Raw genomic sequence first — 22,632 nt, forward strand, 5'->3', positions numbered from 1 at the left:
CCATCTGCGGCCGTGCCGCCACCGTGCCCTGCGACCACCACTGAAGGAGCTGACCACGATGCGTGCCGTGCGCGCGGTCGAGACGACCGCCACCGTCCATCCCTGGGCGATCCACGCCGAGGGCCTGCAGGTCCGGGCCGGACGCCACCTGGCCGTCGACGGCCTCGACCTGGCCCTGACCACCGGCGTGCACGGGCTGCTCGGCCCGAACGGCGCGGGGAAGACCACGCTGATGCGCGCCCTGGCGACCGTCCTGGCCCCGGCCGGCGGACGGTTGACGCTGCTCGGGCAGCCGGTCGACGGTCGCGTCGACCTGCGGCCGGTGCGCCGCGCCCTGGGCTACCTGCCGCAGCACTTCGGCTACTACCCGCGGTTCACAGTCCGCGAGTTCGTCGGATACCTGGCCTGGCTCAAGGAGATGCCGAAGGCGGACATCCCGGACGCGGTGCAGCGGGCCATCGACCGGGTCGGACTCACCATCAAGGCCGACGCCCGACTGAAGACGCTCTCCGGTGGCATGCTGCGCCGGGCCGGCATCGCGCAGGCCATCGTCAACGACCCGCGGCTGCTGCTGCTCGACGAACCGACCGTCGGCCTCGACCCGGAACAGCGACTCGACTTCCGGGAGCTGATCCGTGACCTCGGCACCGACAGCTGCGTACTGGTCTCCACCCACCTGGTCGAGGACGTGGCGGTGGCCTGCACCGACGTCGTACTGGTCAACGAGGGCCGCCTGGTGTGGCAGGGCACGCCCGACGCGCTGGCCGCCCAGGGCGACCGGGGCCACGCCGGGGACAGCCCGGCCGAGCGGGGCTACTCCGCGCTGCTGCGCCGCCACCGCGCGGAGGTCGCCCGATGAGCGTGCTCGGCATCGAACTGCGCCGCTCCGCCGCGCCCGGCGCCGCACTGGTCACCGTGGTGGTCGGGGTCGGCGCGCTCTACCTGGCGACCGGCCGGTGGTCCGTTGGCTGGATGGCGCTGGCCATGGTCACCCGGGAGTACCTGCTCCTGATGTGGCCCCTGGCCCTGGCCGCCGGAGCCTGGCAGGGCCGCCGGGAGCACCGCAGCGGGGTGGGGGAGCTGTTCGCCAGCACCGCCCGGCCGCCCGCCCGGCGGATGCTGCCGGTCCTCGCCGCGATGGCCCTCACCCTCACGGTCGCCTACCTGCTGGTGACGGCGGCGGGCGTCGCCTGGATCAGCGACACCGCCCGGTACCGTCCCGTACTGCCGTTCGCCGTCGTCACCGGCGTCGGTGTGCTGGCGCTGATCGGCGCGGCCTGGCTCGGCCTGGGCATCGGGCGGATGCTTCCCGCCCTGGTGACCGCACCGGCCCTGGGCGTGTCCGGGGTGCTGCTGGCCTTCGTCAGCGCCGTCGTGCCCCCCGACTGGCTGGCCGCGGCGATCTCCCCGATCCACGGCACCGGCCGGTTCCACGACTACCAGACGATCGACAACCGGGTGAGCGGTGCGCTGGCCATCTGGCTGGCCGCGCTCGCCGTCGCCGGGCTGCTGTTGTTCGTCGGCGGCGGCTGGCGGACCCGGACCGCGGCGGTGGTGCCGGTGGTGCTCGGGCTGGTGGCGGCCACCGCGGTCGTGCCCCGGGATCCCGACGTGCTCACCTGGCCGGTCGACCCGGTCGCGCGGGAACTGGTGTGCACCGACGACACCCCGACGGTCTGCGTCAGCCGGGTGCACGCCACCGTGCTCGACCCGGTGACCCCGTTGGCCCGGGAAGGCCTGGCGGCGCTGGCGAAACTGCCGGCCGCGCCGACCGCCGTGCACGAGGACACCCGGACGATCGGGGACGAGGAGTCCTGGCCGGCCCCCCGCGAGGGCGTCGTCACGATCGAGATCCGGATCGACCGCAGTGGCCGGCTCGCCCACCCGGTCTCCGTCGTCCCCGGGGTCGTCAGAGGGCTGGGCGTGCCGTACGACGGGCAGTGCCGCAACCGCAACGTGGTGGTGGAACGGGCGGCGGCCTACTGGCTGCTGGGCCGTGCGCCGCAGTCCGACGTCGACGTGGTGCCCGGAACGATCTCCGAGGATCCCGAGGCCAACGCCGCGGCGGTCACCCTCTGGCAGGAACTGCGTGAGCTGCCCGAGGAGGAGGCCCTGGCCCGGGTCACCGCGGTCCGCGACGCCCTGACGGCCTGCCTGGATCCCGCCGGCCTGCTCTCCAGGAGCACCAGGTGACCTGGACGTTGCTCTACCTGCGGTCGCGACGCGTGCCCCTGGCCCTGGCCGTCGCCCTCGGCGGCGCGGCGGTGGTCTGGGCGGTGTCCCTGGCCTTCGCCGAGGACCGGGACGTCACCCCGATGGTGGTCGTGCTGACCGTCCTGTTGATGGTCGCGGCCCTCGCGCCCACCCTCGCCGGCCCGGACGAGAACCTCGACCGGACCGCGTCGATGCGCTGGCCCTGGCGACGCGCGGGGCATCTGCTCGCCGGCCTGGTGGTCGTCCTGGCGGTCCTGCTCGCCACCCGGCACACCGGAGCCCGGTTCGGGCCGGCCGCCCTGGTGGTCCGCGATGCCGCCGGTCTGCTCGGCCTGACGGCGGCGTGCGCGACGGTCCTCGGTGCCGGCCGGTCGTGGTTCCTGCCGTTGGCCTGGACCATCATCGCGGCCCTGTACCCGCAGGACGGCACCTGGGCGGCGATGGCGACGTGGCAGGGCCAACCGCCCGACAGTCGGGCCGCCACGGTGACCGCGGCGGTGCTGGCCGTCGGTGGGCTGATCGGCTACTCGGTCGCCGGCCCGGCCCGCACCGATCCGGCGGACTAGGACGCCGGCTCCAGGACGACGACCGGGATCTGGCGGTCGGTCTTGCGCTCGTAGTCGGCGAAGCCGGGATACGCGGCCTTCTGCGCGCTCCAGATGCGTTCCCGCTCGTCCCCGGCGGCGACCCGGGCGACCAGGTCGACGGTCTCCGTGCCGACCTCGGCCCGGACCTGCGGGTGGGCGAGCAGGTTGTGGTACCAGTCGGGATTGGTGGGTGCGCCGGCCTTGGAGGCGAACACGGCGTACCCACCCTCCAGCTGCTGGTACATCATCGGGTTCACCCGGAGCTGACCACTGCGGGCGCCGACGGTGTGCAACAGCAGCAGCGGGGCGCCGGCGAACTGGCCGCCCACCTTGCCACCGTTGGCACGGAACTCAGCGATGATCTTCTCGTTCCAGTCGCTCACGACTCTGCTCCTCGCCCCGCGTCCTCGGCTTCGTGACCCAATCCTGACAGCTCGCGGCCGGGCCGCAACACCGCGACACGACCCGGCCCCGCCGGCCCGGTCCCTACTGGATCGGGTCACGCCAGGTGGTCGGTGTCGTTGAGGTGGACGATCCAGCGGTTGTGGAAGCGGTCGTCCTCGCGCAGGTGGGTGATGCTGCCGGGGGAGAAGCGGACGCCGACCAGGCCCGCCGCGTCGAGGGGCATGCCGATCCAGGCCGCGAGCAGGAACGTGGCCGTCCCGCCGTGGGTCACCACGACCTGCTGCTCCACCGTCGACCGCAGGATCCGCTCCAGCGCCGCGTAGGCCCGCACCGCCTGCTCCCACTTCGTCTCCGCCCCGGGTACGCCTCGTCGTGGCGCATCCGCTCACCGGTGGCCGGCGGTGGCACGAACCGTTCGTCCAGCCACGCCTGCGGACGCCCGCCCGCCTCGCCGTACGACTTCTCCCGCAGGTCGGCGTCGCACACCACGTCCACCCCGAGCCGCTCGCCGAGGATCTCCGCCGTCCGCCGATCTCCTTCGGTCGCAACGCCGGAGCGGTGAGCTCGCGCAGCGCGGACACCGGACCACCGTGGCCGTGCACCAGCTGCCGCACCCGCACCTGCTCGTGGAGATCCAGGCGGTGGGCCGACGCCGGTCCTGACCGGCCGGCCGGCGCCGTGGTCCCCGCCGGCTACAGGGGACCACGGCGGATCACTGCCGGGGTGCGGGAACCTCAGGGCATCGCGATCTCGCCCGGCAGCCGGGTGAGGCCGGGCAGCGGCGGCGCTGCCTCCGCCGAGCGGCTCTCCGCCGCACCGGCCGGGCACATCGCGGTGAGCAGGAAGGTGTTCCAGGCGACGTCGACCGGGTGCGCGTCGGGCAGGCCGGCCTGGTAATGGCTGAAGTTGATCCCGGTGGAGACCTGGCGGGCACCGTCGCGGCTGTGCATCGAGGCCGTCAGGTGACCGAGGACCACACCGTCGTGGCCCCAGAACTCGCCGCACGGGGTGGACACGGCGCGGACGCCGAGACCGTAGCGGCCGGCCGCCGGCTGCCCCGGCTGCATCGGCACGCCGTCGAGCATCTCGTCGAGGGTGGCGGGGCTGAGCAGGCCACCGCCGAGCAGCGCCCGGAAGAAGGTGTTCAGGTCCGCCGCGGTGGAGATCATCTCGCCGGCCGTCCACGCCCAGCTCATGTTGAACTCGCTGAGGTCACGGGCGCCGAACGGGGCGAAGTAGGCGCCGCTGTGCGGGCCCCGGATCGTCGGGTCGGCGCCGGGCAGGGACGTGCCGGTGAGCCGCAGGGGCCGCAGGATGCGCCGCTGGATCTCGGCCGCCGCGTCGTTGCCGGTGACCGCCTCGATCACCAGTCCGGCCAGGACGTAGTTGGTGTTGGAGTAGTTGAACGCGGCGCCGGGGGCGTTGGTCGGCGGCATGGCCAGTCCCGTGGCGGCCAGCTCCGTCGGGGCGTACGTGGTGACCTGCATCGTGTTGATCGCCGCGTACGAGTCGATCATTTCGTTGGTGTAGTTGCCGATGCCGCTGGTGTGGTTCAGCAGCATCCGGACGGTGACCTGGCGGCCGAGTTCGGCGGGCACGACGTCGGGCAGCCACCGCCCGATCGGATCGTCGAGACCCACCCGGTCCTCGTCGACGAGCTGCAGCACGGTGGTGGCGACGAACGTCTTGGTGACGCTGCCGATGCGGTGCCGCAGTTCGGGCCGCATCGGTCGAGGACTGGTCAGGTACGCCTGACCGGCGGCGTCGCGCCAGTCCTGCCGGCCGTCGCGCACGGCGGCCAGCGCGCCCGGGACGCCGGCCTCGGGCACTGCGGCGAGCGCGGCGCGCAACCCGGCACGGTCCAGCCCGTCGGCGCCCGGTCCGGCCCGCTCGGCGGCGGAGGCGGGTACGACAGCGATGGTGGCCACCAGCGTCACGCCGGCGGCCACCGCCTTCAGTGTCCGAACAGTACGAAACATATCGAATATTCTCGTTGGCTTTCGAGAGGTCGCATCCTGCGCAGGTGCGAGATTCGACTCCCACCACGGGCTGAGTCGGGATCGGCCTTCGGGGCGGGGTGGCGGGTGCCCTCACTTGCGCCAGGCGGGGGCCATCCGTTCCGACATCTCCCGCCAGAAGGTCCGCAGGTCGTCCCGGTTGACCGCCTGCCACGTCGCCGGGGCGGGGGAGCGGAACCAGGACCCGACGAGATCGACCTGGTGGGCGCAGAACACCTCGTCCATCTGGTAGGGCAGTTCGTCTCCCTTCGGCGGCAACGGACACAACCGGAAGGGGCAGTCGTCGATGCAGGTGGGTTCCGCAGCACGTTGCGGCGGTACCAGCGGCGGACCGGGGCGTAGCGCCAGAAGAAGAAGACGGCCAGGCCGAGGGCCACCAACAGGGGGCCCTTGACGAAGCCCTCCACCTCCCCGCAGTAGTACGCCCGTGGTTGGCTCCCGGCGCACCACCGGGAGATCGGGAGAAAACCCGGCTCGTTGTCGGCGATCGTCACCACCAGCGAGAACAGCGTCCACGCGACCAGCAGGCCGGCAGCGGTCAGGATTGCCCACTGCACCCCGCGGTGGTACCGCCACCCCGGTCGGCGGTCGGCCCGCTCGTCCGTGCGCCGGCGCAGGCTCCGCTCGGTGTGCCGCTCCCGTCGGGTACGCCAGCGGCGCCGGCGCTGCTGGAGCCACAACTGCGCCGCCCAGACGGGACCACGTCTCGGCCCGCGCATGGACACCCCCACGATCGGTTCGGTCGGCCACCCGGGCGCCGCCTGTCCTTAACTGACCACGCTATTGCCTGTTTCCGCAGGCAGCGCCGATTCGGCGAATCCGGCGGCACCGGGTCGTGATCAGACCGGGGCGAACGTGGTCCCGGTGAGCTGCTCCGAGACCGCCCAGACGCGTTCGGCCTCCTCGACGCTGCGCAGCGGCGGGTACATCCGCTGCTCGGCGGGCGGGCCACCGAGGTTGCCGGGCCCACGCGGCCCGTAGAGGGCACCCGGCCGGGCGGTGGGGTCGGTGGCCGCCATCAGCGCGGGCAGCTTCGCGGTCTCGACGGTGCCCAGCAGGACGCCGCGGGCCGACAGCGCCCGGATCACGCGGACCTGAGGAGTGTCCCGGCTGCGGCCGAGCTCGGGACGGGCCGCCAGGAGGCTGGTGGGGGCCACCCCGGGGTGGGAGAGGTTGCTGGTGATACCCCAGCCGTGCGTCCTGCTGCGCCGGTCCAGCTCCAGTCCGAACAGGCCGAACGCGATCTTCGACTGGCGGTAGGCCCGCATCGCGTCGTACGACCGCTCGCTGTTCAGGTCGTCCCAGTCGATGCGGCCCCGCCGTGCGGCGATGCTGACCTGCGAGGTCACCCGGGCCCGGCCGGCGATCAGCAGCGGAAGCAGCCGGCCGACCAGCGCGGCGTGGCCGAGGTGGTTGGTGCCGAACTGCAGCTCGAACCCGTCGGCCGTGGTCTGCCGGTTCGGCGGCGTCATCACGCCCGCGTTGTTGATCAGGAGGTGGATCGGCCGGTCCTCGGAGCGCAGGGTGTCGCCCAGGGCGGCGACCGACTCCAGCGACGACAGGTCGAGGCTGCGCAGCGAGACGTCGGCACCGGGCGCGGCCTGCCGGATCGTGGCGATCGCGGCCTCGCCCTTGCGCGGGTTGCGCACCGGCAGGACCACCTCGGCACCGGCCGAGGCGAGCCGGGTGGCGATGCCCAGACCCATCCCGTCGCTGGCGCCGGTGACGACGGCACGCTTGCCGGACAGGTCGGGGACGGTGATGTCGATAGGTGTGCGTGGCATGGTTTCTGCTCCCTGGTCGATGCGTTCCTCGGGTACGCCATCGATCCTGGGCCGGGTTCCCGGAAGTAACCACGGCCTTCCGATCCCAGGCTCGCGGGTCCCCCGGGGCGGCGGATGGGGGGATCGACGGGCCGTGGCTACCCGTTCCGGCAGGCGGTAGAAACGGGGCCAGCACTCGAAGGGGGAAGCGTCGTGATCGATCGCACCGGGCTGGCGGAGTTCCTGCGGAACCGCCGGCAGGCACTGCAACCGGAGGACGTCGGCCTGCCGCGCGGGCAGCGGCGCCGGACCAACGGCCTGCGCCGCGAGGAGGTCGCGTCGTTGTGCCACATGTCGGTCGACTACTACTCCCGGCTGGAGCGGGAACGGGGACCGCAGCCGTCGCAGTCGATGATCGCCTCGATCGCGCAGGGCCTGCACCTGTCGGTCGACGAGCGCGACCACCTGTTCCGCCTCGCCGGTCACACCCCACCACCGCGCGGTACGCCCACCGACCACATCAGCCCCGGCCTGCTGCGGGTGCTCGACCGGCTGGCCGACACCCCCGCCGAGATCGTCACCGAACTCGGCGAGACCCTGCGGCAGTCCCCGCTGGGCGTCGCGCTCACCGGGGACACCACCCGCTACGTCGGGCCGGCCCGCAGCGCGGGGTACCGCTGGTTCACCGACCCCGCCGCCCGGCGGCTCTACGCACCCGAGCAGCACCCGTTCCTGACCCGGATGTGGGCCTCGGGCCTGCGTGAGCTGGTCACCCTCCGGGGGCCCGGTTCCCGGGCCGCCCGCCTGGCCGAGTTGCTGCTGGCCGGCAGCGAGGAGTTCCGGCGGGTGTGGGACGACCACGAGATCGGGGTACGCCCCCACCAGGTCAAGCACTTCGTCCACCCCGAGGTCGGCGCGCTGGAGCTGAACTGCCAGCAGCTCGTCGACCCGGGACAGGCGCACGCGCTGCTGGTCTACACCGCCGTGCCGGGCACCGAGAGCCACGAGAAGCTGCGGATGCTCTCCGTCATCGGCGCGCAGTCGCTGAGCTGAGCCCCGATGCCGCTCAGGCGAGTTGCCGGACGGGGTCGCCCGGGGAGATGGTGGCGCCGACCACCACGCGGGCGTTCAGGCCGCGCAACCGCAGGCGCTTGCCCTCCTCGGTCCAGACGATCTTGTGGGCGTCACGTCCGAACCGGGCGGCGAACTTGGCACAGCCGGTGTGCGGCTGGTCGGTCACCTCGATGACGGCCCGGTCACCGATGGCCAGCCGGGTGCCGGCCGGCAGGGCGTCGACGCTCAGGTCGAGATCGAGGTAGAGCTGGTCACCGGCGAGCGCCCAGGCGTCCCGGTCGGGGCCGGCGATCAACTCGACGAAGCGGGCGTTGATCACGTTCAGCTGCATGTCGGGGTGCGGTGACCGGTCGGTGGTCCGGGAGCTCGGTCGTTGCCCCCAGCTGTCGCCGATCAGCCCGGCATCCGGGTCCAGCTCGGCCAGCTCCAGCACCTCCCGGGCGCCGACGGCCGGCCGGCGTACGGCCAGCGCCAGGGTGCCCACACCCCGCGGGGACTGCCGCACGACGTGCAGGCCGGCGGTGATCTCGTCCATGGAGCGATGGCGTACCGTAACGGGCTTCTCCATGGGATTGACTGTGCTCGGCCCGCACCCGCGTGTCCACGCGATTCTCGCCACCCGAGACCGGCACGAGCACCGCTGTACCGCCCACTGCTGGTCCTAACTCAGTCACTCGTCAGGTCGCGGCCCACAGCGACTCCGGCGGCGACGGATGCCACGGCGGCCCAACCCGAGGCGAGTAGGAGTCCACCGACGTCACCCGAGCCGGCACTGATGAACGCGGTGAACGGTAGCGGCGCCTGTAGCCTGCCGACCAGGCCCTCAACAAAGACGAACCAGCCCGCGCATCCGAGGAAGAACCAGGTAGGCCGGCGTGCCACTGCCGCACCGGCCGCCCCGAACACCGCCATCAACGGCACGACGGTAAGCAGGTTCAGGTACCTGTCAGCGGCACCTTTGACGAGGAGCGTCAAGCCGCTGACCGCCACGAAACCGCTGGCGACAATCATCGCCGCGATCAGTTGGCCGACGAGTACCGCGATCCGTCTCGGCACGGTGAGATAGAGCAGAACAGCCGTCCGGTGCTGGTAGTGCTGGGCCACCATTGTCGCGGCGAGTCCGAAGGCGACCATACCCGCCAACAGCCCCCAGGCGTCGATGTTCACCGAACCAATGAGGGTGCCCAGTGCGACAGAGACGATCAGCGAGATGCGGCTGGAACGGATAGTGGCCGTCCGGTGCAGATCGCTGCGTACGATCTTGAGCATCAGGCAGCCGTCAGGTCGAGGAAGATCTGTTCGAGGTCCGGAGTCTCGACGGTCAGCTCGTACAACGGCACGCGAGCCTGGAAGGCGATCTCACCCGCGCTCTCGGGCGTAAGTCCCGTCACCTGCAGAGCGTCGCCGCTTCTCGTGACCCGTCCGCCGGCTCCCTGTAGAGCCTGCCACAGTCGACGCTGGTCACGACTGCGGATCCGCAGCCGTCCCGCCGAGGCGCCGTACAGACTGGCGAGCGGTGCCTCACAGGTCACCCGCCCCTTCACGATGATCACCACATCATCGATGAACTGCGCCAACTCGGCCAGCAGGTGACTCGAGACGAGGACGGTCCCGCCCCGGCCGCAGTGGTCGCGCAGCAGCCGGCGAAGCCAGGCGACCCCCTCGGGGTCGAGGCCGTTCGCCGGCTCGTCGAGGACCAACGTCGGTGGGTCACCGAGAAGGGCGGTGGCCACCGCCAGACGCTGCCGCATGCCCAGCGAGTAGGCACCACTTCGCTGACCCGCCGCATGGGCCAGCCCGACGTCGTCGAGCAGCTCCTCGACTCGCGACCGCCTGACGCCGGCCAGGATCGCCTGGGACGTCAGGTGGGCCCGGCCGGACTGGCCGGGATGGCTGATCCCCTGCTCGAGAACGGCACCGACCTCTCTCGCCGGATGTGGCAGGTCACGGAACCGGCGACCGTTGATCCGGGCCTCTCCGGCCGTCGCGCGACTCAGTCCGAGCAGCATCCGCAGAGTGGTCGTCTTTCCCGAGCCGTTGAGCCCGAGAAAGCCGGTCACCCTCCCGGGGTAGGCGGTAAAGCTGGCATCCTGCACCGCTTGCACCCGTCCGTAGTGCTTTGTCAGTCCGAGCGCCTCAATCACCGTGGGTCGACACTTCCACGAACGTGCGACGGGTCTATCGGCTCGGCTTCCACACCATGTGCTCCCATGCTTGGCGGCGTCGGCGGCACAGGATGCCCTCCCGTTCACTGCGGCGCGGCGTTGCGGTGGTCGATGACCCGTTCTACACGACGTGGCGGAGTGCGATGGCGAGAGGGTGGTCTCGCGAGTTGCCCGACCGCTGACACCCCACCGGCAGGGAAGCGGCTCACCGGCGCCGGCGGCCGAACATCGACAGTAAGCCATGTCAGCGGAGCAGGTGAGCTGTCCACGGCCTCGTTACACTCCCGGCATGACGGCAACGCCGCGCTGGCTGAACTCCGAGCAGAAGGCCGCCTGGGACAGTTTCATCCGGATGCAGGAGACGCTGCTCGGGCGACTGTCCCGCCGGGTCCGTACCGACTCCGGCATGTCCGCCTCCGACTACATCGTGCTGGCCAATCTCACCGAGACCGGCGGCGGGCGGATGCGGTTCCTGGACCTGGCCAAGCTGGTGGAGTGGGAGAAGAGCCGGATGTCCCACCAGGTCGGGCGGATGGCGAAGCGGGGTCTGGTGACCCGGGAGGAGTGTCCCGAGGACGGCCGCGGCGCGTTCATCGTCGTCACCCCGGCGGGTTACCGGGCGATCGAGGAGGCCGCGCCGATGCACGTCGAGCAGGTCCGCCGGCTGTTCGTCGACGCCCTCGACCAGGAGGATCTCGACACGCTCGCCCGGATCTGCGACCGCGTCCTGGCGCACATGGCGAAGCAGCCCGACTGAGGTCGGCCACGTGCCGGTCCGGTGGACACGTGATCAAAAGGTTGATGTATCAACCGTCTCGTGGTTAGGGTGGACGCGGACCCACCCCGATGATCTATGGAGGACCCCATGGCGGTTGACGTGATCGACGTGCCCGAGGCGAAGCGGTACGAGGCCCGGGTCGACGGGAAGGACGAGATCGCGGGCGTCGCCGAGTACATCCGTACCGCGGAGCTCGTCGCGTTCGTGCACACCGAGGTCGGGCCGGCGTACGAGGGCAGGGGCGTCGGGTCCGCGCTGGCCCGCACCGCCCTGGACGAGGCGCGGGCCGCGAAGCTGCGGGTGCTGGCGACCTGCCCCTTCTTCGCGATGTGGATCGCCCGGCACCCCGAGTACGAGGACCTGCTGTACCAGTCCCGCAGCCGGGTCAGCGACTGAGACAGCCGGATTCCGACGGCTGCCGGGCCGGAGGGAGACCGGCCCGGCACCCGCATCCCGCGTCAGCTCGGTCCGGCCTGACCGACGACGGCGGTCACCCGGATCTCGACGCGCATCCCCGGCGCGGCCAGAGCCGCGACGCCGATCATCGTCCACACCGGCGAACGGTCACCCATCCGCTTACGGAACTGCTCGACCATGAACCGGCCGTGCGCCTCGTCGATGACGCCGGGGGCGTCGGCGACGTGGAAGGAGTCCACGGACACGACGTCCCGCAGGGTGGCGCCGGCCGTGGCCAGGGCGCGCTCGACATTGTCGAAGGTGCGGGCGATCTCGTCCTCGAGCGCCTCGGGGAAGGTGATCTCGTCGTCCCAGCCGCCCTGACCCGAGATGTCGACCCGGTCACCGATCCGCACCGCCTGGTGGTAGTGCCGGTTCTCCAGCATCCATTCACCGATGCCGGCAGTGGTGAAGAACTGTGGCTCGGTCATGTTGATCTCCTTGTCGTGGTGGTGTCCGGCCCGTGCCGGGCCGGGTTACTGGTTCCGCGGCAGCACGGTGATGGCCACGATGGCGCTGTTGACGACGGTGGCCGTCACGGTGCGGGTCACGGCCTGCGCCGCGGCGTCGGCGCCCCAGTCGCCGCGTTCGAGTTCCTTGGCCCGGGTGATCACCGGTGACGTCCAGGGGATCTCGGGGTCGAACTGCGGGAGCGTCCCGCTGGCCGAGAGCAGCGCGCCGAGCGCCGCGGCGCGGGTGGACGGTTCGGCGCCGTCCACGAGGACCTGCCGGACCTCGGCGAGCAGCCGCGCCCGGCGTCCGGTCCGGCCGTCCGACAGCGCCGTGGTGCGGAACAGGCCGAGCACCTTGCGGGGTTCCTGGTCGATGTCGCCGCGTGCGGTGAGCCGGTCCAGCACCGGTGCGCGCAGGGCGGGGCCGATCGCCGCGAGCACCGTCTGCACCCCGCGCGGCTTCTCGGCGAGGTAGTCCCAGGCCGGGCGGAGCAGGTCGGCGGCGGGCGGGCGGTCCCCGGTGCTGCTGATCCGGCCCCGCTTCTCCGTGGTCAGCCGATCAGCGAGGGCCAAATCGGCGAGGACGGCCCCGGCGAGGACGTAGAAGAGCGTGTTCTCGCCGGCGATGGTCCCGGAGGCGGGTTGGAAGAGCAGCAGCAGGAGATCCTCGGCCAGCGTCGGGGTGTCGGGGCGGTCGAGGTCGTCGGTGGTCATCGGCGGGGCTCCCAGCGGAAGAGTCGGTTGGCCAGGGCGACGGCGACGACGACCCAGCCCAGGGTGGGTCCGAGCAGCAGCAGGGAGTCGGTCACGGCGACACCGCCGTTCCAGGCGTTCATGGTCAGTTCGGTGGCCGCGCCGCCGGGCAGCAGCCGCTTGAGCCAGGCGAGGTCCGCGATGCCGCTGATGCCCACCCAGCTGGCCACGGCGATCACCCCGAGGGTGACCGGCAGGATGGTGACCTGGGCGTGCTCGGGGGAGTTCGTCAGTCCCGCGGTGGCCAACGCCAGACCGACCATCATGGCCAGGGTGGCGATGGTCGCCACCACGAGCAGAACGACGTCGGAGGGTTCGCCGGCGACGACGGCCAGCGCGATCAGGATCGCGGTCACCTGCACCACGGCGAGGACGACGACGGGCAGCAGCAGGCCGGTGAGGATGCTCACGTCGCTGGCGGCGGTGGACCGCAGCCGCTTGAGGAAGAGGTTCTGCCGTCGGGAGGCCAGGGTGGTGACCGCGGTGGCGTAGAGGCCGAACGCGGTCACGGTGAACAGCACGATCGCCGCGATGTAGCCGAGGCTGCCGATGGCGGCGAAGGTCTCGTGCTGGCGGACGAACAACACGCAGACCGCGACCGGGACGATGAGGCTGGTGATCAGCACCAGCCGGTTGCGGAAGATCTGGATCAGCTCGCTGGACGCGATGGACAACATGGTGGCACTTCTTTCCAGGAGATGGGTCAACTGCCGATGGCGCGGAACACGTCGTCGAGCCGGGTCGGTCCGGCCTGCAGGTCCCGCAGCTCCACAGCGTTCTCCTGAGCCCACCGCAGCAGCAGGTGCAGGTCCTGTTGCAGGGTGAAGGTCTCGACCACGACCCTGCCGTCGGCGTCGACGTCGCCCGACAGCGGCAGCGTCGGCGCCGCCGTGGGCAGGGAGAAACGGATGACCGCGGGCAGGGTACGGGTCAGCTCGGCCACGGTGCCCTCCCGGTGGAGGGTGCCCTGGTGCATCAGCCCGATGCGGTCGGCGCGCTGCTGCGCCTCCTCCAGGTAGTGCGTGGTGAGCACGATGGTCGCGCCGTTCTCCCGCATCCGGTCCACCGTCGCCCAGACCGCGTCGCGGGAGGAGATGTCCAGGCCGGTGGTCGGCTCGTCCAGGAAGATCAGCTCCGGGGTGCCGTAGATGGCGGTGGCGAAGTCCAGCCGGCGCTTCTCCCCGCCGGAGAGCTGCGACACCTGCCGGCCGGCCCGGTCGGTGAGGTCGACGAGGTCGAGCACCCGGTCGACGTCGTCGGTGCGTCGGGTGAGCCGGCCGATCAGACCCACGGACTCGCGGACGGTCAGATCGGGGGAGAAGCCGCTCTCCTGGAGCATGACGCCCACCCGCGGACGTACTACGCGCCGGTTGCGGGGGTCGTTCCCGAAGACGCGTACGGTGCCGGAGGTCGGGTTCCGATGCCCCTCGACCACCTCCAGGGTCGAGGTCTTGCCGGCCCCGTTGGTGCCCAGCAACGCGTAGAGCTCCCCGGGCCGGACCTCGAAGGTGAGGTCTCTGACGGCGTGGAAGTCGCCGTAGGTGAGGTTCAGCCGGTCGACGGCGATGACGGGTGTGGTGGACATGTGTCCATGACAGCGCCGGCAGGGCCGCAACGTCAGTGGCGTGGTGTCACGATCACGTGTGACGTGGCGTCACTGTTCGCGGCCGGTGGCCGCCGGATACTGGGGGGATGACCGGAGGATCGCGGCGCTTCACCGAGTCGACGCAGGGCAGACTGCGCCGGCTCAACCTGGTGACGTCACTGCCGCCGGTGGTGTTCGCCGCCGTTGCCCTGGTCTATCTCGACGCGCGGGTCTGGTGGCACGTGGTCGTGTTGGTGCCGGGTGCCGTGGCGGCGGTGGTGGCCTTCGAGCGGTGGACCGCCAACGACCTGGCCCGGTTCGCCCTGCCCTGCGTGGTCGTCGCGGCGGCGGTGTGGCCGTTGGGGGCCCTGGTGACCGGCAGCCCCAACGCGTACTGGGGGATCTGCGCGGTGGGTTCCCTGGTCCTGCGTGAGGTGCCGCGGTGGTGGCGGCAGGCGGCGGCCGGGTTGTTCGCCTATGTCGCCCTCGTCGGCGCGGCGCGACTGCTGGTGCCGCACGACGGCGTACGTCAGACTCTGGTGAACTACGTTCTCATTCCGACCCTGCTCACGGTCCTGGTGACGGTGGCGACCGTGCTCGGCGAACGGTTCTTCGACCTCATCCGGGAGCTCGAACAGACCCGGGAGAGCGAGGCGGAGCTGGCAGTGGTCCGGGAACGCGTCCGGTTCGCCAGCGACCTGCACGACATCCAGGGCCACACCCTGCACGTGGTGAAGTTGAAGATCGCGCTGGCCCGGAAGCTGCTGGACAGCGACACCGCGCGCGCGGACAAGGAGCTGCGGGAGACGTACGCCCTGGTCAGCGGCACCATCGCGGAGACCAAGGAACTCGCCCACGCGCAACGACGGTTGAACCTGACCGCGGAGATCGAGAACGCGAAGAACCTGTTCGAGGCCGCCGGCATCCGGGTCCGGGTGAGCCGGGAGGCCGAGGTCGACGCCCGCGCCGGCGAACTGCTCGGACAGGTGCTGCGGGAGACGACCACCAACATCCTGCGGCACGCGCAGGCCACCCAGGTGCGGATCACGCTCGGCGAGTCGGGTATCACCATCGTCAACGACGGCGTGACCACCGCCGTGCTGCCCGAGCTTCGCGGGCTGGCGGCGCTGCGGCAACGGGTGGCGGACGACGGAGGTGAGCTGACCGTGGAACAGCGCGACGGGCGGTTCTGGACGGCTGCGGTGTTGCCGCCGTCGCGCGACGGCGGGGTCGGGTCGACGTCGGGGGAGGGTGTCCGGTGACGACCATCGTGCTCGCCGACGACGAGGCGTTGCTGCGCACCGCCCTGGCGGCGCTGTTGCCGATGGAGGGTGACATCACCGTGCTCGCCGAGGCGGGCGACGGCCGGGCGGCCGTCGAGGCCACCCTGCGGCACCGGCCCGACGTGCTGGTCGTCGACCTGGAGATGCCCGGCCTGGACGGCCTCGACGCGGTCACGGAGATCCGTCGGGTGCGGCCGGAGCAGGTGATCCTCATGCTGACCCGGCACGCCCGTCCGGGTGTGCTGCGCAAGGCGTTGAAGCTCGGCGTCCAGGGTTTCGTCAGCAAGTCCGCCGAGCCGGCCCACATCACCTCGGTCATCGCCACCCTGCACGCCGGCAAACGCTGGATCGACCCGGACGTCTCCGCACTCGCGGTCACCGAGGACTGCCCCCTGACCGACCGGGAGGTCGACGTGCTGCGGGTCACCGGCGAGGGCTACTCGGTCGCCGACATCGCCGCGCGCCTGCACCTCGCCCCGGGCACCGTGCGCAACTACCTGTCCAACGCCATGCGCAAGACCCAGACCAGGACCCGCCACGAGGCGGCCCGCTACGCCCGCGAACACGACTGGCTGTGACCGTCGCCTCGTCCGGTGCCAGCCGGCGACTCCCGCCCGGTGCCCGCGTGTCTCGACGGGTCACCGCCGGGGCGGGCTGATTCCCCGCAGGGCGAGGCGGACCAGCCGTTCGGCCTCGGTCGCGCTGGCCGACTCCACGGCCAGCGCGACCGCGTTGACCAGCGTCACCAGATCGGCCATCGCGACGTCCGGGCTTACGGACCCCTCGTCGGCGGCCCGTCGGCGAAGCGGTTCGCCCGCTGCCACGAGCATCGCCGAGCAGGAGTTGCTGTGCTGCGGTGCCTTGAGCAGCGAGGTGACCAGGCCGCGGGTCGTGGCGCTGTACACGGCCAGCTCGCACAACCACGTCGTCAGCGCCTCGCGGGCGTCCGGTTCGGCCGCCAACTCCCCGGCCCGGGCACACAGCGCTTCGATCCGGTCGTGGAAGACCGCCTCCAACAGTGCCCATCGGGACGGGAAGTGCCGGTGCAGGGTCGCCGAGCCCACGCCGGCGGCGCGGGCGATCTCCTCCAGGGAGGCGTACGCGCCATCCCGGGCGATCGCCGCGCTGGCTGCCTTGACTAGCAGCGCGCGGTTGCGTTGTGCGTCAGCTCTCATCGTCTGCCGGTTGGATAAACGGGGTGGTCCCCCATATCGTAACCGGGGAGAAGTGGGGTGCCACCCCACTTATTCGAGGAGGAAACATGGTCGTCCTTGTCATCGGTGCCACCGGCAAGCAGGGCGGGGCCACCGCCCGAGCCCTGCTCGACCGGGGCGTCGCGGTCCGCGCCCTGGTCCGCGACCCCGGCGCCGACGCCGCGCTGGCCCTGGGGGAACGGGGAGCCGAACTGGTCCGAGGCGACCTGGACGACCCGGCCACCCTGCTTGCCGCCGCCGAGGGAGCCGACGGCGTCTTCTCCATCCCGTGGCCCGACCTCACCGACCTGCAGGGGGACGCCGAGCTGCGCCGGGGCCGCAACGTCGTCGAGGCCGCCCGCGCGGCCGGGGTGTCGCACCTGGTGCACAGCAGCGTCTCCGGCGCCGGTGACTTCCACCGCAACCAGCCCGGCTGGGCCGAGGGGCGCTGGGACCGGCACTACTGGGAGAGCAAGGCGGGCGTCGACGAGTTGGTCCGTTCCGGTGGTTTCGCCCACTGGACCATCCTGCTGCCCGGCACCTTCATGGAGAACCTGCTCGAAAGGTCCTACCTGTTCGGCGACTGGTCCAGCGGCACCATCGTCACCGGCTTCGCCGAGGACACCCGAATTCCCTGGATCGCCGTCGACGACATCGGCCAGGCCGCAGCGACCGCCTTCACCGACCCGGGCCGACTCGACGGCATGGACGTGGAGCTCGCCGGTGACCTGCGCACGATGACCGAGGTCGCCGTGATCCTCAGTGAGGTCACCGGTCGGACCATCACCGCTCCGGTCCGGACCCCGCAGGAAGCCATCGAGCACGGTCTGCTGCCATTCATGGTCAACGTGGTCGAGCGGATCAACGAGAACGGCTCGCCGGCCCGCCCGGAGATTCCCCAGGCCCTCGGCCTGCCCACCACGGACTTCCGCACCTGGGCCCGACGAACCTTCTCCTGACCCGTCCGGCTGCCGGGCCGGCCGGACCCCGCGTCGGCCCGGCGACACCGGGTGTCGGAGCCGGTTCGCGTCACCGTGCGGCTGACCGGCTCGGATCCGTCCAATGTTGACAGACTCGACCCCATTGAGGATCGTAAGTGGGCCCCGCTGCTCGGCCCCGGGGCTTCGTCGGGCGGCCGGATCCGGGGGCCGGCGAGCGGGCAGGGGAGGCTCACCGGGTGAAGATCGTCGCGTTGTCCTGCACCCAGCGGCGTCTGCCGTCGCTCACCGACGCGCTGCTCGACGCGGCGGTCAGCGGCCTCGTCCGTGAGCTCGGTGACGCGCGGGTCCAGCGGATCCGGTTGATCGACCACCGCATCGCGATGTGCGAGGGCGAGGACACCTGCCTCGATCCCGCGGTGGGCCGCTGCACGCTCGACGACGACTTCGAACACGTCGTCGGGCTCGCCGAGGGCGCGCAGGCGATGCTGCTCGCCATGCCGGTGTACGCGGGCAACGTACCCGCGGTGTTGAAGATCTTCCAGGAGCGCCTGAAGAGCTTCATGAACGCCGACCGGCGACCCTTCGGCAACCTGCTGGTCGGCACCATCGTGCACTCGCGCACGATGCTGACCGAACCCGCCCTGGCCGCGCTCTTCCCGTGGTACCTGCGGCTGAAGAACCGGAACGTGGCGTCGGCGTGCTTCACCCAGCACGGCCACCAGGACCTGACCCGCACCGCGGCGACGGACCTGTGCGTGGCCGTGGGTCGGCAGCTCGGCATGACGCTCGACGCCGTCCGATCGCCGACCGAGGACCGCTCGGCACCGCCGGTGGTCCAGTCGCCGGGCCGCACCGCACTGCCGGTGGTTCAGTCGGCGGCCCGGCCGCGCTGTGGCGATGCGGCCGGAGCGTCTGCCGAGGCCTGAGCAGACACCCGCCAGGTGCAGCCGTCGCCCGCCTGCTCGCACGAGACCGTGACCTCCGGTTCGAGGTAGCGGGCGGCGATGGCGGTGTTGAGCTGCTGGCAGTACCCACACGGTGAGGAGAACGTCAGGACGACACCGGCGCGGGCGGCCCGTCTGCGGTACCGCAGGATCCCGCAGTCGGCGTTGCGCAGCACGGTGCCCGAGGGCTGGGGCTCGCTGGTCACCGCCGAGTCGTACAGCATCAGTTGCCGCTGCAGCCGGGTCACGTAGTGGTCGGTGGTGGACATCCCGGCGGGTCGTTGCGCCCGTAACAGGTCGGCGGTGATGCGGGAGTTCGCGCGGATCCAGGCGGCCAGGCCCTCGTCGCCGTGCTCGCCCAGGACGAACTCCTCGGCGGCGGCCTGGGCCTCGAAGAACCGCTGCCGCCACAGGTCGACCTTCTCGTCCGGGTCGAGGGACGACGGTTCACCGGTCATGGCCGGCGTTCCCTCCGGTGGCGCCGTCCAGCTCGGCGAAGACCTCCTGGGCGACCCGCAGCCCGTTGTTGGCCACCGGCCAGCCACCGTAGTAGGCGAGTTGGATGATGATCTCGACGATCTTCTCCCGCGACATCCCGAGGTGCAGGGCGGCACCGATGTGGCCCCGCAACTCCCAGTCGGTACGGGCCAGCGTGACCGCGGTCAGGGCCACCAGTTCCCGTTCCTCGACGCTCAGATGCGGACGGGTCCAGATCTCACCGAACAGGTGGTCGACGGTGATCCGCAGGAACTCCGGGTACGAGCCCGGACGCGGTTCACGGCCGAAGACCTGCTGGAACACGGCCTCGCCCCGTTGCTGGCGGGCAGTCGGCTGATCCATCGATCGACTCCTTCGGGTCGAGGGCCGGCACCGTACGGTCAGAGGATGATGCTGAGCTTGGCGTGCTCGTACAACGTCTCGTGGTCGAGCACCACGACCCGCCGGCGGATCCGGAACGCCCCGCCCTCGACGGCGAGCTGGAACCGGTACTTCCCGACGTAGGTGTCGGAGCGCCCGTGCCCGAACCGGTACACCACGACGTTCGCCGCCACGTCGAGGTGGCTGCCCCGGTCGGTCAGGATCTCCACGTTGCTGATCATCCGGTTCGTCCGGGACCGGGGGTTCTCACACCACACCTCGCCGTTGAGCAGTTGGACGATCCGCTGGCGTAACCGCGCGGCGTCGTCGTCGATCAGTCCGAGCGCGTCGGGTGACTCGCCGCGCACGTCGGTGGCGGGCACGGTGTAGCGGACGTCGGCGGTCAACATCTCGTCGTACCACTCGTGCAGGCGCCACTCGTCGAGCAGCCGCGCCTCCCGGAACAGGAACTGGCTCACCCGGTGCCACAACCGCACCCGGGCCGCCTCGTCGACAGTCAGCTCGATGGTCACCGCGGATCCGCCCCCTGCAGCTCGGCCCGGTGCGCGAGGTCGAGGTGACCGTCGTCGCCGTGCATCAGTCGGTCCCACTGCCGCCAGAACTCGCGGGCCGGCAGCTCGTCGGTCGTCTCCGGGACCTCCTTGTCCATGCCCCGGGACAGGTCCGAGTAGCGGACCGCGCGGTTGAGGTAGCCCCGTTGGCACGACTCCACGATCTCGATGTCGTCGGGAGTGGCGAAGCCGGCGGGACCGAGGAAGGTCAGGTAGTGGCTCTTGCGGAGTTCCCGGATCTCCGGATCCTCGTCCCGGGGGGCCAGGGCGACCGAGGTGATGGCCATCTGCCCGGCGCCCACCGGGTCGATCTTGCGGATGGTGATGGCGATCGCGTCGATGATCATCAGGTTGGGGAAGATCAGCAACGCCCGGTTGGTGTGCGTGATCCGTTCGGCGCGTGCGGCGCCGAACCGGTCGACGAACCGGGCGGCCGTCGCCTCGATCCGGGGCCGGACCGACTCGCCGAACATCGGCGTCCAGTACGCCAGCGGGCGGGCCGCCGCCGGTGGCAGCTCGTTGGCGCCGTGCCCCAGCCCGAGGGCCCGGCCGAAGCCACCCCGGCGCCGTGGTGGCACCGATCCCAGCGACTCCATGTAGCCGACGTACCGCTTGTGCAGCGCCCGGAAGTGGTAGATGTCGACGCTGTTCTCCATCATGAGCTTCCAGTTCGCCCGGGCCCCGTGCAGTTGCGCGCCCTGGATCACCTCCATCCCGACCTCGGACTGGTCGTCGATCAGGTCGAGGTACTCCGTGGCGCCCGCCAGGTACCCGGTCAGGCTGCGCGGCTGCCGCGGATCGAAGGTGACGAACACGAAACCCCGGTAGCTGTCGCTGCGGTGCTGCGCCAGGCCGAAGTCGGCCTTGCGGAAGCCCGGCCCGTAACCGTCGGGAATCGGGACCCCGACCAGGTCACCCCGGTTGGAGAAGGTCCAGTCGTGGTACGGGCACCGGAACGACCGGGCCTGCCCGGCCGGCTGGGTGCAGATCAGCGCCCCGCGGTGCGGACAGCTGTTGGCGAAGACCCGGATCACCCCGTCGGACCCCCGCGCCATGACCACCGGCCGCCCGCCGACGTCGCGGGCCACGTAGGAGCCCGCGACCGGCACCTCCGACTCGTGTCCGACGTACAACCAGCAGCGGTCGAAGATCCTGGCCATCTCCGCTGCGGCCAGGTCGTCGTCGGTGTAGGCGCGGCGATCCACCCGGAACGACAGGCGTTCCCGATCGTCGAGCACGACCGGGTCGCCCACCGGCCGTCGCGGTTGGATCGTCACTGCTGCCCCTTCCGCGGTAGCGTCCCGACGGTGCCGACGACCAGCTCGGCGGTGCGCGCGGCGGAGTCGCCGCACTCCGGCCGCGCGGCGCGCAGCCGGGCGAGGTGGTCGCCAGCGGGATCGAGCAGATCGGTGAGCGCGTCGGCGACCGTCTGCTCGGTGACCCCGGTCGGCTCCAGGGCCGTCCCGAAACCCGCCCGCTCCACGAAGTACGCCTGGACGGGCTGGTCCACCGCCAGCGGGAGCACCAGCATCGGGGTGGCCGCCCGGATGGACTCCGCCACGGAGTTGTACCCGCCGTGGGTGACGAAGACGTCGGCGCGTTCGAGCACCGCACGCTGTGGCAGGTACGGCGCGGTGAGCACCTCGTCGGGCAGGGCCAGCTCCTCGGCCAGGTCCCCCACCGCGGCGATCACCTGCGCCCCGGTCTTCACCGCCCCGGCGATCACGGTGCGCAGCAGGTCCGGTCGCCGGTAGAAGATCGTGCCGAAGGAGACGTACACCACCGGCCGGTCCGGGTCGAGCCGCGCCAGGTCCCCGAAGGCGACCTCGTCGCCGCGTTCCCCGGCCGCACCCGGCAGCCCGACCAGCTGCACACCGTCGTCGGTGACCGCGTCGTGGCCGACGAGAGCCGGAATCGTGGGCATCAGATTGAGAATCGACGAACGCGCCGAATGGGTCCGGGTCGACCACGCCACTCCGTGCCCGGTCAGGTAGTCGCCTACCTGCTCGTCGTACGCCCAGCGGCCCCGGCGGTGCTCCCTCGGGCACACCCCGCCGAGGTTGGCCCAGATCATCCCGTACGGCACGCCGGAGGCGTGTGTGCCGACCATCGCCGAGGCCGTGACCGGCAACGAGTCGACGAGCACGAAGTCCGGCGCGATCGCCCGGAGTGTGTCGGTGGTCTGGTCCGCCACCGGTGACGACCGGAGCATCGGGCCGATCCTCGCCGGGTCACCGCTCCACGGTGCCATCTCGACCTGGCCGACCAGGTGGACCGGTGCCCCGCCCAGGGCGCGGCGTCGCTGCTCGTCGAGCGCGCCGCCGTCGGCGGACAACAGCAGCAGCGTGACCTCGCCACCGGCCCGCCGGAGCGCGTTGACCACCGGGACGTACGGGTTCAGGTGACCGTGTTGGGTCGTGGTGAGCAGCGCGACGCGCATCAACTCTCCGATCCATCGAAAGAGGACGACCGGGCGATCGAGGAGCTGCTCCGGTCGCACTACCGCGGCATGCCCGAACATGACCTGCCGCTTTCGAAACAGCGCAGGTGAAAAGGGCAGTCGAAATTCAGCTAAAGCTACGAGGTCTACG

Annotated in this window: 28 protein-coding genes and 1 pseudogene; 11 read left to right on the forward strand and 18 right to left on the reverse strand. The window is 71.5% G+C overall.

The annotated features are described in order from the left end of the window. Positions 1 to 58: 58 nt before the first annotated feature. Genes GA0070617_RS13420 through GA0070617_RS13430 form a run of 3 tightly spaced genes read left to right on the forward strand, consistent with a single transcriptional unit; the run spans position 59 to position 2,780 of the window. Positions 59 to 859 carry an ABC transporter ATP-binding protein gene (locus GA0070617_RS13420; RefSeq protein ID WP_091437111.1) on the forward strand — a complete coding sequence of 267 codons (801 nt, stop codon included), beginning with the start codon at positions 59 to 61 and terminating at the stop codon, positions 857 to 859. Continuing rightward, the gene (locus GA0070617_RS13425) at positions 856 to 2,193 is read left to right on the forward strand and encodes a hypothetical protein (protein WP_091437113.1); all 1,338 of its coding nucleotides are present in this window, start codon (positions 856 to 858) and stop codon (positions 2,191 to 2,193) included. Before GA0070617_RS13420 ends, GA0070617_RS13425 begins: the two co-directional genes overlap by 4 nt. After that, a complete protein-coding gene (locus GA0070617_RS13430; protein WP_091437116.1) occupies positions 2,190 to 2,780 on the forward strand; it encodes a hypothetical protein in 591 nt (196 codons plus the stop codon). Before GA0070617_RS13425 ends, GA0070617_RS13430 begins: the two co-directional genes overlap by 4 nt. Here the strand turns inward: GA0070617_RS13430 and GA0070617_RS13435 are convergent. Next, positions 2,777 to 3,184, reverse strand: coding sequence for a nitroreductase family deazaflavin-dependent oxidoreductase (locus GA0070617_RS13435; protein ID WP_091437119.1), 408 nt, complete (start codon positions 3,182 to 3,184; stop codon positions 2,777 to 2,779). The genes GA0070617_RS13430 and GA0070617_RS13435 overlap by 4 nt on opposite strands. A gap of 116 nt (positions 3,185 to 3,300) precedes the next feature. After that, positions 3,301 to 3,537 carry a histidine phosphatase family protein gene (locus GA0070617_RS31045; protein ID WP_217628799.1) on the reverse strand — a complete coding sequence of 79 codons (237 nt, stop codon included), beginning with the start codon at positions 3,535 to 3,537 and terminating at the stop codon, positions 3,301 to 3,303. A 250-nt stretch (positions 3,538 to 3,787) separates the two neighbouring features. On the opposite strand from GA0070617_RS31045, the pseudogene GA0070617_RS32395 reads away from it, so the two are divergent. Continuing rightward, positions 3,788 to 3,868, forward strand: a pseudogene (locus GA0070617_RS32395) (RidA family protein); the annotation flags it as partial. A 72-nt stretch (positions 3,869 to 3,940) separates the two neighbouring features. On the opposite strand, the gene GA0070617_RS13450 reads toward GA0070617_RS32395, so the two are convergent. The 3 genes from GA0070617_RS13450 to GA0070617_RS13455 form a co-directional block, all read right to left on the reverse strand. Next, entirely contained in the window at positions 3,941 to 5,155 is a 1,215-nt protein-coding gene (locus GA0070617_RS13450) for a serine hydrolase domain-containing protein (RefSeq protein WP_229688501.1), read from the reverse strand. A gap of 141 nt (positions 5,156 to 5,296) precedes the next feature. After that, the gene (locus tag GA0070617_RS29895) at positions 5,297 to 5,482 is read right to left on the reverse strand and encodes a hypothetical protein (RefSeq protein ID WP_139135646.1); all 186 of its coding nucleotides are present in this window, start codon (positions 5,480 to 5,482) and stop codon (positions 5,297 to 5,299) included. 581 nt (positions 5,483 to 6,063) lie between these two features. Further along, the gene (locus tag GA0070617_RS13455; protein ID WP_091437123.1) at positions 6,064 to 7,008 is read right to left on the reverse strand and encodes an SDR family oxidoreductase; all 945 of its coding nucleotides are present in this window, start codon (positions 7,006 to 7,008) and stop codon (positions 6,064 to 6,066) included. A 192-nt stretch (positions 7,009 to 7,200) separates the two neighbouring features. On the opposite strand from GA0070617_RS13455, the gene GA0070617_RS13460 reads away from it, so the two are divergent. Further along, positions 7,201 to 8,040: a helix-turn-helix transcriptional regulator gene (locus tag GA0070617_RS13460; protein ID WP_091437125.1), complete on the forward strand. Its 840-nt coding sequence runs from the start codon at positions 7,201 to 7,203 to the stop codon at positions 8,038 to 8,040. 13 nt (positions 8,041 to 8,053) lie between these two features. On the opposite strand, the gene GA0070617_RS13465 is transcribed toward GA0070617_RS13460, so the two are convergent. The 3 genes from GA0070617_RS13465 to GA0070617_RS13475 all read right to left on the reverse strand — a co-directional run bounded on the left by GA0070617_RS13465 (position 8,054) and on the right by GA0070617_RS13475 (position 10,205). After that, positions 8,054 to 8,629, reverse strand: coding sequence for an MOSC domain-containing protein (locus tag GA0070617_RS13465; protein ID WP_091437127.1), 576 nt, complete (start codon positions 8,627 to 8,629; stop codon positions 8,054 to 8,056). Between the two features lie 98 nt (positions 8,630 to 8,727). Next, positions 8,728 to 9,330 (reverse strand): hypothetical protein, encoded by a 603-nt coding sequence (locus GA0070617_RS13470; RefSeq protein ID WP_091437130.1) that lies wholly within the window; start codon positions 9,328 to 9,330, stop codon positions 8,728 to 8,730. After that, a complete protein-coding gene (locus GA0070617_RS13475; RefSeq protein ID WP_175440518.1) occupies positions 9,330 to 10,205 on the reverse strand; it encodes an ABC transporter ATP-binding protein in 876 nt (291 codons plus the stop codon). The genes GA0070617_RS13470 and GA0070617_RS13475 overlap by 1 nt, the downstream gene beginning before the upstream one ends. A 310-nt stretch (positions 10,206 to 10,515) precedes the next feature. On the opposite strand from GA0070617_RS13475, the gene GA0070617_RS13480 reads away from it, so the two are divergent. Together GA0070617_RS13480 and GA0070617_RS13485 are read left to right on the forward strand one after the other, a co-directional pair. Beyond that, positions 10,516 to 10,983, forward strand: a complete 468-nt coding sequence (locus tag GA0070617_RS13480) for a MarR family winged helix-turn-helix transcriptional regulator (RefSeq protein ID WP_091437135.1) — start codon at positions 10,516 to 10,518, stop codon at positions 10,981 to 10,983. Between the two features lie 108 nt (positions 10,984 to 11,091). Next, a complete protein-coding gene (locus GA0070617_RS13485) occupies positions 11,092 to 11,400 on the forward strand; it encodes a GNAT family N-acetyltransferase (RefSeq protein ID WP_091446356.1) in 309 nt (102 codons plus the stop codon). A gap of 62 nt (positions 11,401 to 11,462) precedes the next feature. On the opposite strand, the gene GA0070617_RS13490 is transcribed toward GA0070617_RS13485, so the two are convergent. The 4 genes from GA0070617_RS13490 to GA0070617_RS13505 are packed head-to-tail and all read right to left on the reverse strand — an operon-like array spanning position 11,463 to position 14,250. Further along, complete coding sequence (locus tag GA0070617_RS13490; RefSeq protein WP_091437137.1) at positions 11,463 to 11,891, reverse strand: Rid family hydrolase; 429 nt, start codon at positions 11,889 to 11,891, stop codon at positions 11,463 to 11,465. A 45-nt stretch (positions 11,892 to 11,936) separates the two neighbouring features. Continuing rightward, positions 11,937 to 12,626: a GOLPH3/VPS74 family protein gene (locus GA0070617_RS13495; protein WP_091437139.1), complete on the reverse strand. Its 690-nt coding sequence runs from the start codon at positions 12,624 to 12,626 to the stop codon at positions 11,937 to 11,939. Beyond that, positions 12,623 to 13,342, reverse strand: a complete 720-nt coding sequence (locus GA0070617_RS13500) for an ABC transporter permease (RefSeq protein WP_091437141.1) — start codon at positions 13,340 to 13,342, stop codon at positions 12,623 to 12,625. Before GA0070617_RS13500 ends, GA0070617_RS13495 begins: the two co-directional genes overlap by 4 nt. Before the next feature lie 26 nt (positions 13,343 to 13,368). Continuing rightward, positions 13,369 to 14,250, reverse strand: coding sequence for an ABC transporter ATP-binding protein (locus GA0070617_RS13505; RefSeq protein ID WP_091437144.1), 882 nt, complete (start codon positions 14,248 to 14,250; stop codon positions 13,369 to 13,371). A 107-nt stretch (positions 14,251 to 14,357) separates the two neighbouring features. Between GA0070617_RS13505 and GA0070617_RS13510 the strand changes: the two genes are divergently transcribed. After that, positions 14,358 to 15,512 carry a sensor histidine kinase gene (locus GA0070617_RS13510; RefSeq protein ID WP_091437146.1) on the forward strand — a complete coding sequence of 385 codons (1,155 nt, stop codon included), beginning with the start codon at positions 14,358 to 14,360 and terminating at the stop codon, positions 15,510 to 15,512. Continuing rightward, positions 15,509 to 16,111 (forward strand): response regulator transcription factor, encoded by a 603-nt coding sequence (locus GA0070617_RS13515; RefSeq protein WP_091437148.1) that lies wholly within the window; start codon positions 15,509 to 15,511, stop codon positions 16,109 to 16,111. Before GA0070617_RS13510 ends, GA0070617_RS13515 begins: the two co-directional genes overlap by 4 nt. A gap of 60 nt (positions 16,112 to 16,171) precedes the next feature. Here the strand turns inward: GA0070617_RS13515 and GA0070617_RS13520 are convergent, their stop codons facing one another. Then, a complete protein-coding gene (locus GA0070617_RS13520; protein ID WP_091437150.1) occupies positions 16,172 to 16,708 on the reverse strand; it encodes a TetR/AcrR family transcriptional regulator in 537 nt (178 codons plus the stop codon). A gap of 86 nt (positions 16,709 to 16,794) precedes the next feature. Here GA0070617_RS13520 and GA0070617_RS13525 point away from each other — a divergent pair, with 86 nt between their 5' ends. Continuing rightward, positions 16,795 to 17,685, forward strand: a complete 891-nt coding sequence (locus tag GA0070617_RS13525; RefSeq protein WP_091437152.1) for an NmrA/HSCARG family protein — start codon at positions 16,795 to 16,797, stop codon at positions 17,683 to 17,685. A 218-nt stretch (positions 17,686 to 17,903) separates the two neighbouring features. Next, positions 17,904 to 18,593 carry a flavodoxin family protein gene (locus GA0070617_RS13530; RefSeq protein ID WP_175440519.1) on the forward strand — a complete coding sequence of 230 codons (690 nt, stop codon included), beginning with the start codon at positions 17,904 to 17,906 and terminating at the stop codon, positions 18,591 to 18,593. Here the strand turns inward: GA0070617_RS13530 and GA0070617_RS13535 are convergent. The 5 genes from GA0070617_RS13535 to GA0070617_RS13555 are packed head-to-tail and all read right to left on the reverse strand — an operon-like array spanning position 18,536 to position 22,481. Further along, the gene (locus GA0070617_RS13535) at positions 18,536 to 19,069 is read right to left on the reverse strand and encodes a hypothetical protein (RefSeq protein WP_091437157.1); all 534 of its coding nucleotides are present in this window, start codon (positions 19,067 to 19,069) and stop codon (positions 18,536 to 18,538) included. The two genes, GA0070617_RS13530 and GA0070617_RS13535, sit on opposite strands and share 58 nt — an antisense overlap. Further along, positions 19,059 to 19,451, reverse strand: a complete 393-nt coding sequence (locus GA0070617_RS13540) for a carboxymuconolactone decarboxylase family protein (protein ID WP_091437159.1) — start codon at positions 19,449 to 19,451, stop codon at positions 19,059 to 19,061. The genes GA0070617_RS13535 and GA0070617_RS13540 overlap by 11 nt, the downstream gene beginning before the upstream one ends. 38 nt (positions 19,452 to 19,489) lie before the next feature. Beyond that, the gene (locus GA0070617_RS13545) at positions 19,490 to 20,002 is read right to left on the reverse strand and encodes an aromatic-ring-hydroxylating dioxygenase subunit beta (RefSeq protein ID WP_091437161.1); all 513 of its coding nucleotides are present in this window, start codon (positions 20,000 to 20,002) and stop codon (positions 19,490 to 19,492) included. Then, positions 19,999 to 21,318: an aromatic ring-hydroxylating oxygenase subunit alpha gene (locus GA0070617_RS13550; RefSeq protein ID WP_229688491.1), complete on the reverse strand. Its 1,320-nt coding sequence runs from the start codon at positions 21,316 to 21,318 to the stop codon at positions 19,999 to 20,001. Before GA0070617_RS13550 ends, GA0070617_RS13545 begins: the two co-directional genes overlap by 4 nt. Further along, positions 21,315 to 22,481 (reverse strand): glycosyltransferase, encoded by a 1,167-nt coding sequence (locus GA0070617_RS13555; RefSeq protein ID WP_091437168.1) that lies wholly within the window; start codon positions 22,479 to 22,481, stop codon positions 21,315 to 21,317. Before GA0070617_RS13555 ends, GA0070617_RS13550 begins: the two co-directional genes overlap by 4 nt. Between the last annotated feature and the right edge of the window lie 151 nt (positions 22,482 to 22,632).

This window comes from Micromonospora yangpuensis, assembly GCF_900091615.1.
Classification (GTDB): Bacteria; Actinomycetota; Actinomycetes; order Mycobacteriales; family Micromonosporaceae; genus Micromonospora; species Micromonospora yangpuensis.

Excerpts from the sequence above, each read along its gene's own strand:
- GA0070617_RS13490 (WP_091437137.1), bottom strand. The coding sequence starts at position 11,891 with ATGACCGAGCCACAGTTCTTCACCACTGCCGGCATCGGTGAATGGATG.
- GA0070617_RS13455 (WP_091437123.1), bottom strand. The coding sequence starts at position 7,008 with ATGCCACGCACACCTATCGACATCACCGTCCCCGACCTGTCCGGCAAG.
- GA0070617_RS13535 (WP_091437157.1), bottom strand. The coding sequence starts at position 19,069 with ATGACCGGTGAACCGTCGTCCCTCGACCCGGACGAGAAGGTCGACCTG.
- GA0070617_RS13500 (WP_091437141.1), bottom strand. The coding sequence starts at position 13,342 with ATGTTGTCCATCGCGTCCAGCGAGCTGATCCAGATCTTCCGCAACCGG.
- GA0070617_RS13525 (WP_091437152.1), top strand. The coding sequence starts at position 16,795 with ATGGTCGTCCTTGTCATCGGTGCCACCGGCAAGCAGGGCGGGGCCACC.
- GA0070617_RS13420 (WP_091437111.1), top strand. The coding sequence starts at position 59 with ATGCGTGCCGTGCGCGCGGTCGAGACGACCGCCACCGTCCATCCCTGG.
- GA0070617_RS13425 (WP_091437113.1), top strand. The coding sequence starts at position 856 with ATGAGCGTGCTCGGCATCGAACTGCGCCGCTCCGCCGCGCCCGGCGCC.
- GA0070617_RS13495 (WP_091437139.1), bottom strand. The coding sequence starts at position 12,626 with ATGACCACCGACGACCTCGACCGCCCCGACACCCCGACGCTGGCCGAG.
- GA0070617_RS13555 (WP_091437168.1), bottom strand. The coding sequence starts at position 22,481 with ATGCGCGTCGCGCTGCTCACCACGACCCAACACGGTCACCTGAACCCG.
- GA0070617_RS13465 (WP_091437127.1), bottom strand. The coding sequence starts at position 8,629 with ATGGAGAAGCCCGTTACGGTACGCCATCGCTCCATGGACGAGATCACC.
- GA0070617_RS13470 (WP_091437130.1), bottom strand. The coding sequence starts at position 9,330 with ATGCTCAAGATCGTACGCAGCGATCTGCACCGGACGGCCACTATCCGT.
- GA0070617_RS13505 (WP_091437144.1), bottom strand. The coding sequence starts at position 14,250 with ATGTCCACCACACCCGTCATCGCCGTCGACCGGCTGAACCTCACCTAC.
- GA0070617_RS13510 (WP_091437146.1), top strand. The coding sequence starts at position 14,358 with ATGACCGGAGGATCGCGGCGCTTCACCGAGTCGACGCAGGGCAGACTG.
- GA0070617_RS13520 (WP_091437150.1), bottom strand. The coding sequence starts at position 16,708 with ATGAGAGCTGACGCACAACGCAACCGCGCGCTGCTAGTCAAGGCAGCC.
- GA0070617_RS13480 (WP_091437135.1), top strand. The coding sequence starts at position 10,516 with ATGACGGCAACGCCGCGCTGGCTGAACTCCGAGCAGAAGGCCGCCTGG.
- GA0070617_RS13540 (WP_091437159.1), bottom strand. The coding sequence starts at position 19,451 with ATGGATCAGCCGACTGCCCGCCAGCAACGGGGCGAGGCCGTGTTCCAG.
- GA0070617_RS13485 (WP_091446356.1), top strand. The coding sequence starts at position 11,092 with ATGGCGGTTGACGTGATCGACGTGCCCGAGGCGAAGCGGTACGAGGCC.